This window comes from Duganella sp. (assembly GCF_039595735.1).
In the GTDB taxonomy this organism is placed as follows: domain Bacteria; phylum Pseudomonadota; class Gammaproteobacteria; order Burkholderiales; family Burkholderiaceae_D; genus Rugamonas.
Genome location: NZ_JBCNLB010000015.1, coordinates 47,982 through 65,395, shown reverse-complemented (window position 1 = coordinate 65,395; position 17,414 = coordinate 47,982). Strand labels below are relative to the sequence as shown.

Below are 17,414 nucleotides of genomic sequence, written 5' to 3'. Positions count from 1 at the left end.
CGCCATGCAATTTGATGTCGTAACCCTGTTCCCGGAAATGTTTGCCGCGATTACGCAGTCGGGGGTCACCCGGCGCGCGTTTGAACAGAATAAATGTGGCCTGTCGCTGTGGAATCCGCGGGATTTCACCACCGACAATCACCGCACCGTGGATGACCGCCCGTATGGCGGCGGCCCCGGCATGGTGATGCTGGCCAAGCCGCTGGAGCTGACCATCAACGCAGCGAAGCGGCGCCAGACCGACGCCGGTCTGCCGGCGCCGCGCGTGCTGTTCATGTCGCCCCAGGGCAAGCAGTTGACGCATGCGCGCGTGATGCAGCTGAAGCAGGAGCCCGGTCTGGTGATCCTGTGCGGCCGTTACGAAGCGGTGGACCAGCGTTTGCTGGACCGCGTGGTCGATGAAGAAATCAGCCTCGGCGATTTCGTGCTGTCCGGCGGCGAGCTGCCGGCCATGGCCTTGATGGATGCGGTGATGCGCCAGATTCCCGGCGTGCTGAACACCGACGCCTCGGCCATCGAGGACAGCTTCGTCAATGGCCTGCTGGATTCGCCGCACTACACGCGGCCGGAAACGTATGAAGGTGTGGGCGTGCCGCCGGTGCTGATGGGCGGCAACCACGCCGAGATTGAAAAATGGCGCCGCCAGCGCATGCTGGAGGCGACCGCGCGCAAGCGACCGGATTTGCTTATCAAAGCGCGTGAGGCAGGACTGCTCACCAAGCGCGACGAGCAATTTTTGGCAGGCCTGTAAGCCTGTCTGTTATAACCCCATCCTCTACTGGGCATTCTTTACAGCGCGCCAGCACGATGGTTTTTGGAGTCATTAAAAATGAACCTGATTCAACAACTTGAGCAAGAAGAAATCGCTCGCCTGGGCAAAAACATCCCTGAGTTTGCTCCTGGCGATACCGTGGTGGTCAACGTGAACGTAGTCGAAGGCACCCGCAAGCGCGCCCAGGCTTACGAAGGCGTGGTCATCTCCCGTCGTAACCGCGGCCTGAACTCGAACTTCATCGTTCGCAAGATCTCGTCCGGCGAAGGCGTTGAGCGTACCTTCCAGCTGTACTCGCCGCTGATCGCTTCGATCGAAGTGAAACGCCGCGGTGACGTACGTCGCGCTAAGCTGTACTACCTGCGTGATCGTTCCGGTAAATCGGCACGTATCAAGGAAAAACTGCCAAACCGTCGCCCAGCGGCGAAAGCAGCCGAGTAATATCGGTTGTGTTGGGAGAGGGCGCTTCGCAGGCGCCCACGAAAGGCGCCACTGGCGCCTTTTTGTTTTCAAAGGAGTTCCACATGGTCAAGCCCTCGTTCGATCCGCAGCAGCTGCCCATCGACGCCATTGCCGGCGAAGCCGCCGTCCCCGCGCAGCGCCTGACGCCGGCCTGGCTGCGCAGCCGCTTTGCCGCGCCGCCCGCCGCCTGGACGCCGGAAGACCGCGAACGCGTCATGCCCGGCCGCGCTGAACGCGCGCCGACCCCGGCTGCGGTGCTGATCCCGCTGGTGCAGCGTCCCACCGGGCTGACCCTGCTGCTGACCCAGCGCACCGCCCACCTGACCGACCACGCCGGCCAGATCAGCTTTCCCGGCGGCCGCGCCGAAGACTATGACCGCGACGCCATCGACACCGCGCTGCGCGAATCGGAAGAGGAAATCGGCCTGGCGCGCCGCCATGTGGAAGTGCTGGGCGCCTTGCCCGAGTATCTGACCGGCACCGGTTATTGCGTCACGCCAGTGGTGGGGCTGCTGCAGCCGCCGTTTGAAGTCACCGCCGATCCGGACGAGGTGGCGGCCATCTTTGAAGTGCCGCTGGCCTTCCTGATGGATGGCGCCAACCACCAGCGCCTGTCGGTCGAGTTGCCGGGCGGGCGCCGCAGTTTCTACGCCATGCCCTACGAGGGTTATTACATCTGGGGCGCCACCGCCGGCATGCTGCGCAATCTGTTCCATTTCTTGCGTGCAGAGTGAGAACTAGGCTATCGTAACGTCCATTAAGGGCAGGACGACACTAAGGACATACATGACTTTTCTTTCCATCTTATGCGCGCTGCTGATCGAGCAGATGAAACCGCTGCGCGCAGACAATCCGATTTACGCCGAGATCAAGTCGCTGGCGTTGCGGATGGAGACCTGGTTTAACGCCGGCCACTCGACCCACGGCCGCCTGGGCTGGTTCCTGATGATGGCCATCCTGATGATCCCGACCGCGGCCATCTACTGGGTGCTGCGCCACTACGACTGGTTCCTGGCGGCGTTTGCCTGGAATGTGCTGATTGTCTACCTGACGCTGGGCTTCCGCCATTACAGCCACTATTTCACCTCGATCCAGCTGGCCCTGAATGCCGGCGACGAGGCGGCCGCGCGCGCGCTGCTGGCCGAGTGGACCAGGCTGGACACGGTCGGCATGGAAGTGTCCGAGATCACCCGCATTGCGGTGGAAAAGTCGCTGGTGACCACGCACCGCAATGTGTTTGGCGTGTTCTTCTGGTTCCTGATGCCGCTCGGCCCGGCCGGCGCCGTGATGTACCGCGTGGCCGAGCACCTGGCGCGCGCCTGGAACGAGCCTGAGCACATGCGCAACGAGGCTTTCGGCCAGTTTGCCGCGCGCGCCTTTTACTGGATCGACTGGATTCCGGTGCGCCTGACCGCCGTGGCGTTTGCCGTGGTCGGCAACTTCGAAGACGCAATCTACGCCTGGCGCAATTTCGCCCACCGCTGGTCGAATGAAGCGATCGGCATCATCCTGTCGGCCGGCGGCGGCGCCATGGGCGTGCGCCTCGGCACGCCGGCGGAAAACGCCGTCAAGGCGCAATTTGTCGATGCCACCACGGTCGATGTCGAGGTCGAGCCGGACGTGATGCCGGGCGACGAGCCGAATATCCGCGCCCTGCAAAGCACCGTCGGCCTGGTCTGGCGCGCGCTGCTGTTGTGGATGATGTTGCTGCTGCTGCTGTCGAGCGCTGTTTGGCTCGGGGGATCGCCGTAAGCAGGGTACAATAGCGCATTGCCTTGGTGCAGGAGGCAGTTTTTCTGCACCAAAGTAGGATACTCCTTGAAAAAGACGTGCTTTATCAAGGGCTTACTTATTTAGGTCTTCTATAAGATATAATACGTAAGATTCCTTCCTCCTCTACGCAGAAGCAGCCGCGCCTATGTCAGTTCAAAAACCGGCAGAACAGCAAGATTCGTTCTTCATCCTTGGCCAAACCAGCAATGGCAGGCAGTTCCGTCCCAGCGACTGGGCTGAGCGCCTGTGCGGTGTGATGGCCTGCTTCAAGCCGGAAGGCTCCGGCGGCGGCCGCGATTCCCACCTGCAGTTCTCGCCGTACGTGACCCCGACCGTGGTCAACGGCGTCAAATCGGTGGTGGTCAACGGCAAGCTGCGCCAGCTCGAACCGATGGCCTATCACTTCGTGCTGTCCTTCGCCAAGGACAACGATTTGCAAGTGGTCGACGCCTGCCTCGTTCCCGAAAAGAATTAATTTTTCCTTAAGTATCTACCCACGCCCGCCGGGTGGGCGTATGCTGCGTGTTCTGATCTTTTTTCGAGAGAGAATATGAACAACAGCCGTCTGAAACACGCCGCCGCCGCCAGCCTCCTGCTGTGCGGGATGTCCTTTGTTGCCACCGGCACTGCCTGGGCTGCCGAACCTGCCGTCAAGCTGCCGGCCGGCGTGGTGAAAGGGCCATCGGTCGAAGGCATCACCGAGTACCGGTTGCCAAACGGCCTGAAAGTGCTGCTGTTCCCGGACGCCTCCAAGCCGACCGTCACCGTCAACGTCACCTACCTGGTCGGTTCGCGCCACGAGAACTACGGCGAGACCGGCATGGCGCACCTGCTGGAGCACATGCTGTTCAAGGGCTCGCCCAAGAACAAGGCGATTCCAAAAGAGTTTGCCGATCGCGGCATGGAATTCAACGGCACCACCGCCAACGACCGCACCAACTACTACGAGGTGTTCCAGGCCAGCCCCGAGAACCTGAAGTGGGCGCTGGAGATGGAAGCCGACCGCATGGTCAACTCCTTCGTCTCGCGCAAGGATCTGGACTCGGAAATGACCGTGGTCCGCAACGAATACGAAGCGGGGGAGAACAGCCCGTTCGGCGTGCTGCTGAAGCGCATGCAGAGCATCGCCTACGACTGGCATTCATATGGCCGCTCGACCATTGGTAACCGCAGCGATATCGAGAACGTCAAGATCGAGAACCTGCAGGCTTTCTACAAGACCTACTACCAGCCGGACAACGCCGTGCTGCTGGTGGCCGGCAAATTCGATCCGGCGCAGACGCTGTCGTGGATCACCAATTCCTTCGGCAAGATTCCAAAGCCGAAGCGCGTGCTGCCGCCATTCTGGACCGTCGAGCCGACCCAGGACGGTGAGCGCAGCTTCACCGTGCGCCGCAAGGGCGACGTGCAGATTGTCGCGTTGGGCTACAAGATTCCAAGCGCGCTGCAGGCCGACAGCGATGCGATCAGCTTCATGTCGCAAATCCTGGGCGACGAGCCGACCGGCCGCCTGCACAAGCAGCTGGTGGAAAGCGGCAAGGCCGCGCAGGTGTTCAGCTTTGGCATGACCGGCTACGCGCCGGGCCTGCAGATCATTGGCGCCGTGGTCAAGTCGGGCCAGCCGCTGGAACCGGTGCGCCAGGCGCTGACCGACGCGGTGGAGAGCTTCGCCAAAACGCCGCCGACCGAAGAAGAGATGGAGCGCACCCGCCGCAACTTCGCCAACTACATCGAGAAGTCGCTCAACGATCCGCAGCGCGTGGGCGTGACCTTGTCGGAAGAGGTCTCGCTGGGCGACTGGCGCCTGCTGTTCGCCGGCCGCGACAAGCTGCCCAGCATCACCTCGCAGCAGGTGGCCGAGGTGGCGGCGCGCTACCTGAAGCGCGATAACCGCGTGGTGGGTGAGTTCATCCCGGAAGACAATCCGCAGCGCGCGGACATCCCGCCCGCGCCATCGGTGGCCGAGGTGATGAAGGACTTCAAGGGCAAGGACAGCGTGCTGACTTCGGAAGTGTTTGATCCGAGCCAGGACAACATCAACGCCCGCACCGAGATCAAGACCATCGGCGGCCTGAAAGTGGCGCTGCTGCCGAAGAAGAACCGCGGCGAAACCGTGGCCGTGAATCTCAGCCTGCACTGGGGCGACGAAAAGAATCTGACCAACAAATGGATGGCGGGCACCATTGCCAACGAGATGTTGACGCGCGGCACCAGCAAGTACACGCGCGAGCAGCTGGCCGATGCCTTCTCCAAACTGAAGATCACCGGCACCCCGTACAACTTTGAAACCACCGGTCCGAATCTGGACGCCGCGCTGCGCCTGGTGGCGCACATCCTGAAGGACGCCAGCTTCCCGCAGGCCGAGTTCGAGCAGTTGCGCCAGCAGTGGATCGTCGGCCTGGAATACTCGCGCAGCGAGCCGCAGGTGCTGGCCAATGAAGCCATCGAGCAGCACTTCAACCACTACCCGAAAGGCGACATCCGCTATGCCATGACCACCGCCGAGAAGCTGGAAGCGGTGAAGGCACTGAAACTGGAAGACGTGATTGCCTACCACCGTGAGTTCTATGGCGCCAGCCACGGCGAGCTGGCGATCGTCGGCGACTTCGACAAGGCCGCCATCAGCAAGACCATCGATGAAAGCTTCACCGGCTGGAACAGCAAGGTCTCGTATGCGCCGATCCTGAACACCAATGTGGAAAAGGCGCCGTTGCATGTGTCGCTGAATGCGCCGGACAAGGAAAACGGTTCCTACAGCGCGCGCCAGCCGCTCGACCTGAACGTCAACGACGCCGACTATCCGCTGCTCGACCTGGCCAACTACATGTTCGGCGGCGGCGCGCTGAAATCACGCCTGATGGACCGCATCCGCCAGAAGGATGGCCTGTCCTACGGCGGCGGCAGCGGCGTGCACGCGGGCGATGAAGACCGCGCCGGCGCCTTCGGCATGGGCGCCATCGCCGCGCCGCAGAACCTGAAGAAGCTGGAAGCGGCGATCAAGGAAGAACTGGAGCGCGCGCTGAAGGACGGCTTCACGCAAGCGGAGCTGGATGGCGCCAAATCGGGCCTGCTGCAACAACGCCTGCAGAACCGCGCCAAGGATAACGTGGTGGCCTCGGGCTGGACCCGCAACCTGTACCTGGGCCGCACCTACACCTGGAGCAAGGACTACGAGACCAAGCTGAAAGCAGCCACGCTGGCACAGGTCAACGCCGCCTTCCGCAAGTACATCGATCCGAACAAGCTGTCGGTAGCGGTGGCGGGCGATGAAGCCAAAGCCAAAGCCGCAGCCGCCGCCCAGAAGCCGTAACGTCAAATGGTTTATTTGCAGCCCATGTAGCACGTTTGTGCTACATGGGCTGCTTTACGTCCGGGGGATGAAAATGATTCAATAATATTGTTCATTAACCACTATGGAAATCTCCCTATGCGTATTTGCAAACCATTGCTGGCAGCGCTGCTGTCGGTGTTGACCATCGGCGCCAACGCGGCCGTCAACGAAGCCAAAACCCAGATCACCGCCGGCCAGTTCACGCCAATCGCGCCGCCGACCACCGTCACCTTTGATAGCGACATCCCGGCCGGCATTCACTATGAAGGCCTGAACCTGGTCTCCGGTTCGGAACAGAACAACTACGAGGCGCCAGCCTTCGACACCACCAAATACCTGCGCACCGGCTGCTGCGGCGGCAGCACCACCGTCACCTTTGACAGCGGCTTTGGCGCCAGCTACTTCGGTTTCTATCTCGGTTCGGCCGACGCCAGCAACACGCTGACCGTGTACAGCAGCGACGGCACCTCGCGCGTGTACGCAGAAGGCGAACTGGCAAGCCTGGTGCCATCCGGCGCGGTGGGCGGCAGCTATTACCTCGGCTTGTACTCGACCGCCGGCAGCGTGTTCACGCGCATTGAATTCAACACCATCAATCCGATGGAAACCGATAACCACGCCTTCATCCTGGCGGCCGTGCCGGAACCGGAAACCTACGCAATGATGCTGGGCGGCCTGGCATTGGTGGGCATGGCGGCCCGTCGTCGCGCTGCTAAAACTTCGGCAGCCGCTCAAGCGTAATCACGTTCGGATCGCTATAGATCTTGCGCTTGTGGGCGTTGGTGTTGTGGTGTTCACCGGTCCAGAAATTATCCGGGCTGGTGACGCCTGCAGGACCGGCGCCATCGTTCCACACCATGAACCACAGCCAGCGCTGGCCATCCACCGGATCGGGAATATGGCTGGTTTCGGACAGCGCCACCGGCTTGCCGTGTAGCGCGGTCTTGCGCCATGCTTCGGCGTAGTTGTTTTCGTAGACGTCGTAGCCGGTGAGGTCCACCACATCGTCGCCCGGATACCAGGCCGGGTCTTGTCCATTCCATACCCAGATCAGGTTGTGCAGGCCATGCGTCTTTGTCAGGCGCTCATACATGTGGCGCCAGAGCTGGATGTAGCCCTCGCGCGAAGTACCCCACCAGAACCAGCCGCCGGACGCCTCATGCAGCGGACGCCATAGCACCGGGACCTTGGCGTCCTGCAGGCGCTTGAGCTCCACTGCGATGCGGTCGATGTCCGCGTCGATCTGGCGGTAGTCGGCCGCCGGCAGGCGGTAGGGCGTCTCTTTGGTGTAGAACTTGCCGTTGCCGATGCGCCAGTGCCAGTGGAAGGACACCAGGCCGCCCTTGGCGTCCCAGGCAATGGCCTCTTCGGTCTGATGCCTTCCATCGCCTTCGGTGGCGTCGACATAGTTCATGAAGTCATAGCCCATCAGCGCCGGATATTTGCCGGTGTCGTCATGCACGCGCTGCGCCATGTCGGTGGCGTCGCGCCAGGTCAGGTCGGCCTGGCCGGCAAGCGTTTGCTTGCCCCAGATGCCGAGCAGGTAATCGTAGACCGCCTGGGTTTTCACATCACGCGGCGCCGCGCTGGCCAGCGGCAGGATCAGAGCCAGAAGCAAGGGAAGGTATCTCATGCCGTCCAATGTAGCGCCGCCGTGCGCCGGCGACAATCACTTTGCCATTTTGAGCATGTGTTTAGCGGGTTGCGTGCACGTTTTGCGATTATGTACTATCATTAGTTACATGAGACGAGACAGCAAATTATCCTCCATTCTGCACGTGCTGCTGCACATGGCGCACGGCGACAGGCCATTCACCTCCGAAGAGCTGGCGGGCTTCCTCGGTACCAATCCCGTGCTGGTGCGGCGCGTGCTGGCGGGCTTGCGTGAGCGCGGCTATGTCGGCTCCGACAAGGGCCACGGCGGCGGCTGGAGCATCACCTGTGATCTGCACAAGGTGACGCTATACGACATCTACGAAGCGTTGGGTGCCCCCACCGTATTCGCGATGGGGAACCGCGACGAGCATCCGCAATGTCTGGTGGAGCGCGCCGTCAACGAAGCGCTGGGCAGTGCCTTCGACGAGGCCGAGGCCTTGCTGATTTCGCGCTTCCGCAACGTCACGCTGGCGCAGTTGTCGGCCAGTTTCAATACACATCACAAAGGAGTGCACCATGAGCATCGATGAATTTGACGTCGCCGTGATTGGCGGCAGCTATGCCGGTATTTCGGCCGCCACGCAACTGGCGCGCGCACGCCGCCGCGTGCTGGTGATCGACGCCGGGCAGCGCCGCAATCGTTACGCCCTGCATTCGCACGGCTTTCTTGGCCAGGATGGGCGCGAGGCGGCTGCCATCGCCGCTGACGGCAAGGCGCAACTGATGAAATATCCGACCGTGCAATGGCTGGAAGGCGCGGCCACGCAGGCCGCTGCGGCGGATGACGGCTTTGACGTCGCTACCGCCGATGGCGCCAGCTTCCGCGCCCGGCGGCTGGTGCTGGCCACCGGCATGGTCGATGAATTGCCGGCCGTGCCGGGCCTGGCCGAGCGCTGGGGCAGCAGCGTGTTTCACTGCCCGTACTGCCATGGCTATGAACTGGAGCAGGGCCGCATCGGCGTACTGGCAACCAGCGCGCTGTCGATGCACCATGCGCTGATGCTGCCCGACTGGGGCACGGTGACGCTGTTCCTCAACGGCGCTTTTGAGCCGGACGAAGAGCAACTGGGCAAGCTGGCGCAGCGGGGCGTCACGGTTGAACGCACGCCGCTGCGCGCCATCAGCGGCGTGGCCACGGTTGAACTGCAGGATGGCCGCGCACTGGAACAGGCGGGCTTGTTTGTGCTCAGCCGCCTGCATAGCGCCAGTCCGCTGGCGGAGCAGCTGGGTTGCGATATGGAGCAAGGCCCGATGGGCAGCTACGTCCGCACCGACATGACCAAGGCAAGCAGCATCGCCGGCGTCTATGTGTGCGGCGACGCTGCGCGCATGGCGGGCAGCGTGGCGCTGGCGGTGGCCGACGGCGCCATGGCCGGCGTCGGCGCGCACCATTCGCTGATCTTTGGCGCGGCTGCGGCGTAAAAAAAATCCCGCCAGGCCGGGGGAGCCATGGCGGGAAACAGACTACACAATGAAGCGGTTACGCAGCGGGCGTCTGCCCCAGCTCATTCAGCACGGTGCGGTGATCACGGAAGTTGAGGGCGCAGCGGCGCATGAAATCGTCCAGCGGCGCCAGCCTGTCCGGCCCGGGCGTCGCCTCGATTTGAGGGAAGGAGCCCATGCCGGCCAGCAGCGCATACCAGGAGCCGACCGGGTAATAGCGCTCGATGTCCTGGCGACGGATTTCCGCCGCCAGATCCTTGCCCTCGATCCAGGTCTGGAAGATGCTCTTCAGCGAGTCGGACACGGTGCCGAGATTTTCCGCATTGGCGCGCCAGTAGGGCGTGTCGCTGCGGCTGTTGGTCTTGTAGTGGGCCACGATATAGTCGCGATGGCCATCAAAGTAGTTGTGGATTTCCTGGTTGTACAGGTCCTGGGCGCGCTCGCTCAAATCGCCTTTTTCGAGGAACAGCAGGAAGATCGCCGCGGTCATCTGGGTCAGGTACAGCGCGGTCGCTTCCAGCGGTTCAAGGAAGCCTTGCGACAGGCCGACCGCCAGCACGTTGCGGTTCCAGTGTTTGGTCACGCGGCCCAGTTTCATCTTCAGGTGGCGCGCCGGCGTGTCTGATTCCAGCAGGCCCAGTCTGGCGCGCAGTTCGCGTTCGGCTTCGTCGGCCGACACAAACGCGGAGCTGTACACGTAGCCGTTGCCATAGCGGTTGGTCAGCGGGATTTTCCACGCCCAGCCATGCCGCATGGCGGTCGATACGGTCTGGGTCGGGATTTTGTCGCCGATCCCGCTCGGCATAGCGATGGCGGCATCGTTGAACAGGTTGTCGGCATAGCTGACAAATGGCGTCTCCAGCGTTTTGCCGATCAGCAGAGCGGAGAAGCCGGAGCAGTCGATGAAGAAGTCGGCCGCCAGCTGCTCGCCTTCCTGGGTGGCGACAGCGGCGATATCGCCGCGCTCGTTCATCACCGCGTGCGTGACGTGGCAGACCTTGTGCTGGACGCCCAGTGCGGTGGCGCGCTGCTGCAGGAACTGGCCCAGCAAGGTGGCGTCGAAGTGGTAGCCGTAGGTGGTGAAGAAGGGGAAGTTGTCGGACGCTTTCGGCGCCAGGCAATCGTCGCTCAGGCGCGACGACAGGAAATAGCGGTTGGGGCGGGCGTCGACGTTGGCGCCGCGCTGGCGCGCGTGGACATTCTCCATGAAGTTCGGCAGGGTCAGGTTGTCGACCATGGTGGCAAACTGGTGGAAGTAGCTCTGGTAGCCCGGCCTGGTGGACCAGCCGTCGAACGTGATGCCGCATTTGTAGGTGGCGTTACAGGCCGGCATCCATTCGGACTCCGCGATGCCCAGGCTGTCGAAGTAGCGCTTGAGCGCCGGCGTTGAGCCTTCGCCGACGCCGATCACGCCCACGCTGGGCGATTCCAGCACCAGGATCTCGACGCCGCGCTTGATCAGGGAATCGCCGTACATCAGCGCGGTCATCCAGCCGGCACTGCCGCCGCCGACGATGATGATTTTCTTGGGAGGCGTGGTCACGTTCATGATCGGTAGTCTGTGTTAAAAAAAAACGGGGCGCGAAGGCCCCGTTTTGACTGCGGCTTAGTACTTGGCGTGCAAGGTCAGGTAGATCTGGCGGCCGTTCTTGTACAGCGAACCTGGCAGGTCCATCGCGCCTGGGTTGTGAATAACCGAACGCACCAGCGGGTTGTTCAGGTCTTTGCCGTCCAGGGTGATGCTGTAGTTCTCGTTGATCTGGTAAGCCAGCGAGGCCGACAGCGTGCCGATCGGTGCCTGGAAGGCGGCGCTGTTACGGCTGGTGCCGTTCAGGAAGCCCGAACGCCAGCTGTAGGTCAGACGCGCGCTCAGCTTGTCCTGCTCGTAGAACAGACCGACGTTGTAGGCGTTCTTCGAGGTGCCGATCAGGGTGCAGTCCGGCGCGGTCAGGTTGCCGCATGGCGAACCAGGCGCTTTGCCGGTTTCCTTGCCCAGGGTGTAGGTGTAGTTGGCGTTGATGCCAAAGCCTTTCGGCAGTTCCTGCACATACGAGAACTCCAGGCCCTTCACTTCGGCGGTGGTGTTGACCGGGGTCGACACCTGGTACACCGTGTTCTTCTTCTCCAGCTGGTTGTAGAAGGTGGCGGTGCTGGAGCCGTAGGTTACGTAGCCGTCCAGTGCCGAGTAGAAGGCGCCGGCCGACAGCAGCGATTTCGGCGCGAAGTACCACTCCAGGCCCAGATCGTAGTTGTTGGCGCGGATCGGACGCAGGTTGGGGTTGCCGACGTTGCCGGTGCCCTGCACGTCGCGCAGGTCGACGCCGGCCATCATGCCCAGCTCAGGACGGGCCATGGTGCGGCTGGTGCCGAAGCGGGCCACCAGATCCTTGGTCACGTCCAGGCGGAAGTTCGCGCTTGGCAGGAAGTCCAGGTAGCCGTTGCTGTAGCGCTTAGGCTCGAAACCGCCCGATGGGCCGACTTCATAACGGTTCACTTCCTCGGTGGTGTGCACCACGCGCAGGCCGAAGTTACCCGACAGGCTCTCGGCGGCGAAGTTCGCCATCACGAAGGCCGACTGGGTTGGTTCCTTGATGGTGAATTCATTCTGACGCAGATTGCCCGAGTAGCTGCCGTATTTCGACAGCCAGCCATTGACGGCATCACGCGAGAAGGTCCAGTAGCCGGCGCCGTTCGCGCCCAGATCCTTGAAGTCGTCCGGGAAGGCGGTCAGGCCCGACATCGGCAGGTTGGCCACCGAGTCCAGACCCGGCAGGGCGTTGATGCCGATTGCGGTCAGGTCGCGCTTGTGCTCCGCCACGCGGCCGCCGAATTGCAGCGAGTTCACCGCGCCCCATTCGGTGCGCAGGGTGCCGCTCAGTTCACCGTAGGTTTCCTTATCGTTCGCAGTCACATGCGATCCGTAGGTGTATGGCGTGGCCTGCATGCCGCCGATCGAGAACTTGTCGGCGCCAGGGATGTTGTAGATCACTGGCGAGCCGGCGTCCTTGATGGTGTAGCTGCCGCCGGTCCATGGCATCCATACGCCCAGTGCGCCGCTGACGGTGTTGCCGACGCCTTTGGTGGTGCCGATGCGGCCCTTCAGGGTCAGGTTCTCGTTGACGCGCCATTTGGCATCGATGTCGAAGAACTGCGATTTGCTTTCCGCGACAGGGCGGCTGAATTCCTCCTGCACTGCGCTTGACATGGTGGCGCAGGCGGTGCAGTTGGCTGGCACGCTGCCGGTCAGCTGAGTGATCACGCCGTTGCTCAGGGTGCCGGAGACGCCGCTGTTCGGGAAGTTGGTGGTAGCCCACGACGGCGCCAGGAAGCGGCCCAGCGATTGCATGAAGTTGTGGTTGATGTTTGGCGCGTCCAGGTGCGAACGGAAGGCGGTGACATCCAGCGTCAGATCGCTGTTCGGCTTGATCTGTACATCGATCAGGCCGCCCTTGCGGGTACGTTCCTGCTCAAACCAGGCGGTGCCGCCCAGGTAGTTGGCATAGGCGCCGGCGGCGCCAGGCACCACGTTGGCGATCGGGCTGCCGGCTTCCACGCGGTCATACCAGATCTGGTTTTCCTGGCCGACGCGGCTCAGGGTGCGCTTCTGGTGGAAGCCCTGTACCAGCACGCCCAGCGTGCCCTGGTCGTTCTTCCATGCCACCAGGCCGCTCAGTTGCGGATCGGTCTCGCCGGAGTTGGACGAATGGACGCCGCCCACGCTGACTTGCGCGTTGAAGGTTTTCTTGAAGTCCAGCGGCTTGCGGGTCTCGATGTCGACCACGCCTTCGGCGCCGCCTTCCAGCAGGTTGGCTTGGGAACCCTTATGCACCGTCACGCGGCCGATCAGCTCGGAAGGGAACAGCGTAAAGCTGACACTGCGGCCGCCGCCCAGGATGTTGTCCGCGAACCAGTCGCCGCTCGATACCGAGTGGCCGTTCAAGGTGGTCAGGGTCAGGCCGAACGGGGTGCCGCGCAGTGCCACGCGGTCGTTCTCGCCGAACGAACCTTCGCCGCCGCCAGCTGCCGCCACGCTTACGCCTGGCAGGCGTTGCAGCGAGTCCGCCACGTTCTTGTCCGGCATCTTGCCGACGTCTTCCGCCGTGATGACTTCGACCAGACTGTCGGAGTTGCGCTTCTGGTTCAGGGATTGTTGCAGCGAAGCGCGGATACCGGTGACAACCACCGATGCTGGTTCTTCTGCTGCCTGTTGTGCGTGTGCTGAGATCGTGGCGCCCATCATCATCAGACCAACCGCAGTGGCGATTGGCGTCAGTTTGGACAGTTTAGTTTTATTCGAATGGTGATGCATTGTTCCCTCCCGTTGAAGAAGGCTCCGCCGAGCCCCCTGATTGTTGATGTGCTTCTTTTTAGATCACGTTCAAAACCAATCCAACGCCAATATACTCGGGTTTTAATACCAGATCACTACCACTTTAAAATTCTTTTTTGTTATGTTGTATGCAGCATACAAAGTGTCTTTTCGGCAATTTCGTAATACCGGATAGATGGTGGTATGGAAAACGGCTGTGCGCGAATGCAACACGTAGAAAGCCTTTAGATAAAGGCTGTATGGAAAATCTTCAGAAAAATTGGCGGCCGGCGCGACGAGCGTGGATTTGCAGTGGTCTTTTTTTGGTATTATCGTCGAACAAACAGACAGGAGAGGTCTTCATCGTTATGGAAAGCGATCAAATGACACCACTGGTACACATCCGACAGCACCTCAATGAGACCAGCAACCTGCCTTTGTACCAGCGCCTGCAGCGTGCCTTGCGCTCCGCCATCGAACACCATTTGCTCAAGCCGGAGGATGCTTTGCCGGCCGAACGCCAGCTGGCGGCCGATCTGGAAATCTCGCGCATCACGGTGCGCAAGGCCATCGACGGCCTGGTGAGCGAGGGCGTGCTGATACGCCGGCCCGGCTCGGGCAACTTCATCAACACCCGCATCGAAAAGAACTTCGCCAAGCTGACTTCCTTCTCGGAAGATATGCGGGCGCGCGGCCGCACGCCGCGCAGCGTGTGGCTCAAGCGTTCGGAAGGCACGGTCACGCCGGACGAGGCGATGCGTTTGCGGCTCAGTCCCGGCTCCAAGGTGTACCGCTTCAACCGCATGCGCTATGCCGACGATGTGCCGATGTGCCTTGAATACGCAACCATCGTCGCCTCCTGCCTGCCTTCGCTGGATGCGGTGGACGTCTCCATGTACGACGCGCTGGAAAAGGCCGGCAACCGCCCGGTGCGCGCCTTGCAGCGCTTGTCGGCGCTGCTGCTGAACGCGGAGCAGGCTACGCTGCTGCAGGCGCAGGAAGGGGATGCCGGGCTGGCGGTCGAGCGGCTCGGCTTTTTGCGCGACGGACGCGCGGTGGAATTCTGCCGCTCCTACTTCCGTGGCGATATGTATGACTTTGTGGCAGAACTGAATGCGAGCTAACTATATTCCGCTGGCCGCTGCGCTGGCCCTGTCGCCGGTGGCGGCATCTGAAGTGATCGGCTACTACCCGGGCTGGAAGCATGAGAGCTTCCCGGTCTCCGCGGTGGACGCCAGCAGGCTGACCATGGCCTTGTATGCGTTTGTCGATTTGTGCTGGAACGGCAAGCATGGCAATCCCGAACCGTCGGTGAATGATGTCGCGCCGTGCCAGGAACCGCTCAACGGCGCGCTGGCCTGGCGCGACGCGGCACAGGATGGCGCCAACCTGCGTGCGCTGGTGGCGCTCAAGCAGCGCAATCCGCAATTCAAGGTGGTGATCTCGGTGGGCGGGTGGAACTGGTCCAACCGCTTTTCCAACGTGGCGGCATCGGCGCCGGCGCGCGCCAACTTCATCGCTTCCACGTTGAAGACTTTGCGCCGCTATGGCCTGGATGGCGTGGATCTGGATTGGGAATATCCGGGCGAGGCCGGCGTCCCTTGTGTGGCCGGCGAAGTGTGCGCGCGTCCCGAGGACCGGCGAAACTTCATCACCTGGGCGCGCGAGCTGCGCGCAGCGTTTGATGCGGCCGGCAAGCAGGATGGCAAGCATTACAGCATCACCATCGCGGCGGGAGCCAACGGCAATTACGTCGGTGACGGTGCGTGGGTGAAGGAGCTGGCGCGCAGTCTGGACTGGATCAATATCATGGCCTACGACTACCACATGCCATGGGAGAAAAGCAGCGGCCACCACGCGGCGCTGTATGCGGATGCCGGCGACCCGGTAACGGCCGATGGTTTTTACGCGTCGCGCTCAGTGCAGCGTTATCTTGGCGCCGGCGTGGCGGCGGACAAATTGGTGATGGGCGTGCCGTTCTACGGTTATGGCTGGAAGGGCTGCGCACCAGGGCCGCAGGGCGATGGCCAGTACCAGCTGTGCCAGGGCGGCGCGACGGACGGGATCAACGGCGGCAATTCGTATGGCTACGCGCAGGCGCTGAGGACGGGCAAGCGTTACTGGAATGCGTCGGCCAGAGTGCCGTACCGCTATGACGCCGCCAGCGGCGTGTGGGTTACGTATGAAGATACTGCGTCGCTGAAAGAGAAGGCCCGCTACATCAAGCAGCAGGGCCTGCGCGGTGCGATGTTCTGGGAACTGAGCGCCGACGATCAGGAACGCAGCCTGCTGCGCACCTTGTCCGAATCGATGAAGTAAAAAAAAAGCCAGCTCGAAAGCTGGCTTTTTCAATTACTTGGCTTCAGGCGCCGCGATCTTCGGGCCGCTCTGGTACATGATCCAGTAGCGGGCCAGGTCGGCGCGTGGGTCGTTGCTGGCGGCCAGCGGCTTCAGCACTTCCAGCGATTCATCCTTCTTGCCGGCCATGGCCAGGGCGTAGCCCAGGCGCAGCTTGGCGTCTTCAGGATTCTTCGATACGCCTTTGGCGATACCTTGCTTCATCAGATCGATACCCTTGTCGTACTGGCCCAGGGTGACGTAGTTGTAGCCCAGGTTGACCAGACCAACACCGTCTTTCGACTTCTGTGCTGCCGGGATGCCGCTGTCGATGTTTTTGGCATCGTCCGCTGCGCCCTTGTTGGCGGTGGCCTTGATTTTTTCCAGTGCGGCTTTGTCCTTGCCGGCCGGGATGCCGCTTGGGTAGCCTTTGTCCATGGCGATCTTGGCTTCGGTGAAGAAGCCGCCCAGGTTCGCCAGTTCGGCTTGTTCGGCGTAGTCTTCAGGCTCCATCTTCGATGGCACGGTGACGGCTTTCAGACGCACCAGGTCCAGGTCCAGACGGTTGTTGTAGGTCTTCTTGCCGCGGGTGCGGTTCAGCAGGTCGTTCCAGTAATCTTCGGTCGGGTAGTAGCGTGCCAGCTCTTCCACTGCCTGCAGATACAGTTCGTTGTCCTTGGTCTTGATGCCGACGTTGCCCAGCAGGTTCAGGGTGTCCTTGCTTGGCGAGGTACCCGCGGCCTTGGCGGCTTCGATATCCTTTAGCGCTTCGGTCTTGGCGGTGGCGAAGTCGTTCTTCAGGAAGTACGAACGGACGATGTATGGACGCTGCTTGACCTTGTCGCCCGACTCGGCGCCGTAACGCTCGAACCATTTGATGGCGTTGTCGTAGTCTTTCAGGTTGCTGTAGTAGATGCCGGCGATGGCGTCGATGAAGCGCAGCTTGTTTTCCTGCGGCAGGCGGCCGGATTCAATCATCGCGGTCAGGCCCTTGATGGTCAGTTCCTGGTTGCCCGAGGCCTGGCCCAGTTGTACGCGCATCTGGTTCAGCACGAAGTCTTCGTACGGGGTCAGGTTCGGCGTGGCCGCGGCCTGGTCGATGCGGCTCTGGTATTCCGTGTAGTTCTTGGCGTCCAGCAGCGGCTTGGTCTGCGCTGGATCGATCAGTTTGTAGATTTCCGGGCGGACGGTGTCCTTCGGTGCTTCTGGCGCTTTCTTTTCTTCAGCCGCTTGGACTGGAGCCATGCCAACGATGGCAGGGACGGCGTTCAGGCCGATGGCGGCCAGGAGCAGGCTGATACGAGCAAAACGTGAATGGGACATGGTTATCC

15 protein-coding genes are annotated in these 17,414 nt (G+C 62.0%); 11 read left to right on the top strand and 4 right to left on the bottom strand.

Annotated elements, in window-relative coordinates:
• The first annotated feature begins 4 nt into the window (after positions 1-4).
• The 7 genes from trmD to ABDW57_RS21160 all read left to right on the top strand — a co-directional run bounded on the left by trmD (position 5) and on the right by ABDW57_RS21160 (position 7,079).
• Positions 5-751 (top strand): tRNA (guanosine(37)-N1)-methyltransferase TrmD, encoded by a 747-nt coding sequence (gene trmD / locus ABDW57_RS21190; protein WP_343732141.1) that lies wholly within the window; start codon positions 5-7, stop codon positions 749-751.
• A gap of 78 nt (positions 752-829) precedes the next feature.
• Positions 830-1,213 (top strand): 50S ribosomal protein L19, encoded by a 384-nt coding sequence (rplS, locus tag ABDW57_RS21185; protein WP_155463638.1) that lies wholly within the window; start codon positions 830-832, stop codon positions 1,211-1,213.
• A gap of 83 nt (positions 1,214-1,296) precedes the next feature.
• Positions 1,297-1,968, top strand: coding sequence for a CoA pyrophosphatase (locus ABDW57_RS21180; protein WP_343732140.1), 672 nt, complete (start codon positions 1,297-1,299; stop codon positions 1,966-1,968).
• A gap of 52 nt (positions 1,969-2,020) precedes the next feature.
• Positions 2,021-2,986: a CobD/CbiB family protein gene (locus ABDW57_RS21175; RefSeq protein ID WP_343732139.1), complete on the top strand. Its 966-nt coding sequence runs from the start codon at positions 2,021-2,023 to the stop codon at positions 2,984-2,986.
• A gap of 166 nt (positions 2,987-3,152) precedes the next feature.
• A complete protein-coding gene (locus ABDW57_RS21170) occupies positions 3,153-3,482 on the top strand; it encodes a DUF3579 domain-containing protein (RefSeq protein WP_343732138.1) in 330 nt (109 codons plus the stop codon).
• Positions 3,483-3,557: 75 nt separating this feature from the next.
• Positions 3,558-6,317, top strand: coding sequence for a pitrilysin family protein (locus ABDW57_RS21165; protein ID WP_343732137.1), 2,760 nt, complete (start codon positions 3,558-3,560; stop codon positions 6,315-6,317).
• 117 nt (positions 6,318-6,434) lie between these two features.
• On the top strand, positions 6,435-7,079 hold the full coding sequence (locus tag ABDW57_RS21160; RefSeq protein ID WP_343732136.1) for a PEPxxWA-CTERM sorting domain-containing protein: 645 nt from the start codon (positions 6,435-6,437) through the stop codon (positions 7,077-7,079).
• Here the strand turns inward: ABDW57_RS21160 and ABDW57_RS21155 are convergent.
• A complete protein-coding gene (locus ABDW57_RS21155) occupies positions 7,051-7,956 on the bottom strand; it encodes a glycosyl hydrolase (protein ID WP_343732135.1) in 906 nt (301 codons plus the stop codon). The two genes, ABDW57_RS21160 and ABDW57_RS21155, sit on opposite strands and share 29 nt — an antisense overlap.
• Before the next feature lie 124 nt (positions 7,957-8,080).
• Here ABDW57_RS21155 and ABDW57_RS21150 point away from each other — a divergent pair, with 124 nt between their 5' ends.
• Positions 8,081-8,524: an Rrf2 family transcriptional regulator gene (locus ABDW57_RS21150; protein WP_343732134.1), complete on the top strand. Its 444-nt coding sequence runs from the start codon at positions 8,081-8,083 to the stop codon at positions 8,522-8,524.
• A complete protein-coding gene (locus tag ABDW57_RS21145) occupies positions 8,511-9,416 on the top strand; it encodes an NAD(P)/FAD-dependent oxidoreductase (protein ID WP_343732133.1) in 906 nt (301 codons plus the stop codon). Before ABDW57_RS21150 ends, ABDW57_RS21145 begins: the two co-directional genes overlap by 14 nt.
• 58 nt (positions 9,417-9,474) lie before the next feature.
• Here the strand turns inward: ABDW57_RS21145 and ABDW57_RS21140 are convergent, their stop codons facing one another.
• Positions 9,475-10,986, bottom strand: a complete 1,512-nt coding sequence (locus ABDW57_RS21140) for a tryptophan halogenase family protein (RefSeq protein ID WP_343732132.1) — start codon at positions 10,984-10,986, stop codon at positions 9,475-9,477.
• Between the two features lie 57 nt (positions 10,987-11,043).
• Entirely contained in the window at positions 11,044-13,746 is a 2,703-nt protein-coding gene (locus ABDW57_RS21135; protein ID WP_343732131.1) for a TonB-dependent receptor, read from the bottom strand.
• Between the two features lie 383 nt (positions 13,747-14,129).
• Between ABDW57_RS21135 and ABDW57_RS21130 the strand changes: the two genes are divergently transcribed.
• Both ABDW57_RS21130 and ABDW57_RS21125 read left to right on the top strand, forming a co-directional pair.
• Positions 14,130-14,870, top strand: a complete 741-nt coding sequence (locus ABDW57_RS21130; protein ID WP_343732130.1) for a GntR family transcriptional regulator — start codon at positions 14,130-14,132, stop codon at positions 14,868-14,870.
• Positions 14,860-16,065 (top strand): glycoside hydrolase family 18 protein, encoded by a 1,206-nt coding sequence (locus ABDW57_RS21125; protein WP_343732129.1) that lies wholly within the window; start codon positions 14,860-14,862, stop codon positions 16,063-16,065. Before ABDW57_RS21130 ends, ABDW57_RS21125 begins: the two co-directional genes overlap by 11 nt.
• Positions 16,066-16,098: 33 nt before the next feature.
• Here ABDW57_RS21125 and ABDW57_RS21120 read toward each other — a convergent pair whose 3' ends face one another.
• Entirely contained in the window at positions 16,099-17,406 is a 1,308-nt protein-coding gene (locus tag ABDW57_RS21120; protein ID WP_343732128.1) for a hypothetical protein, read from the bottom strand.
• Between the last annotated feature and the right edge of the window lie 8 nt (positions 17,407-17,414).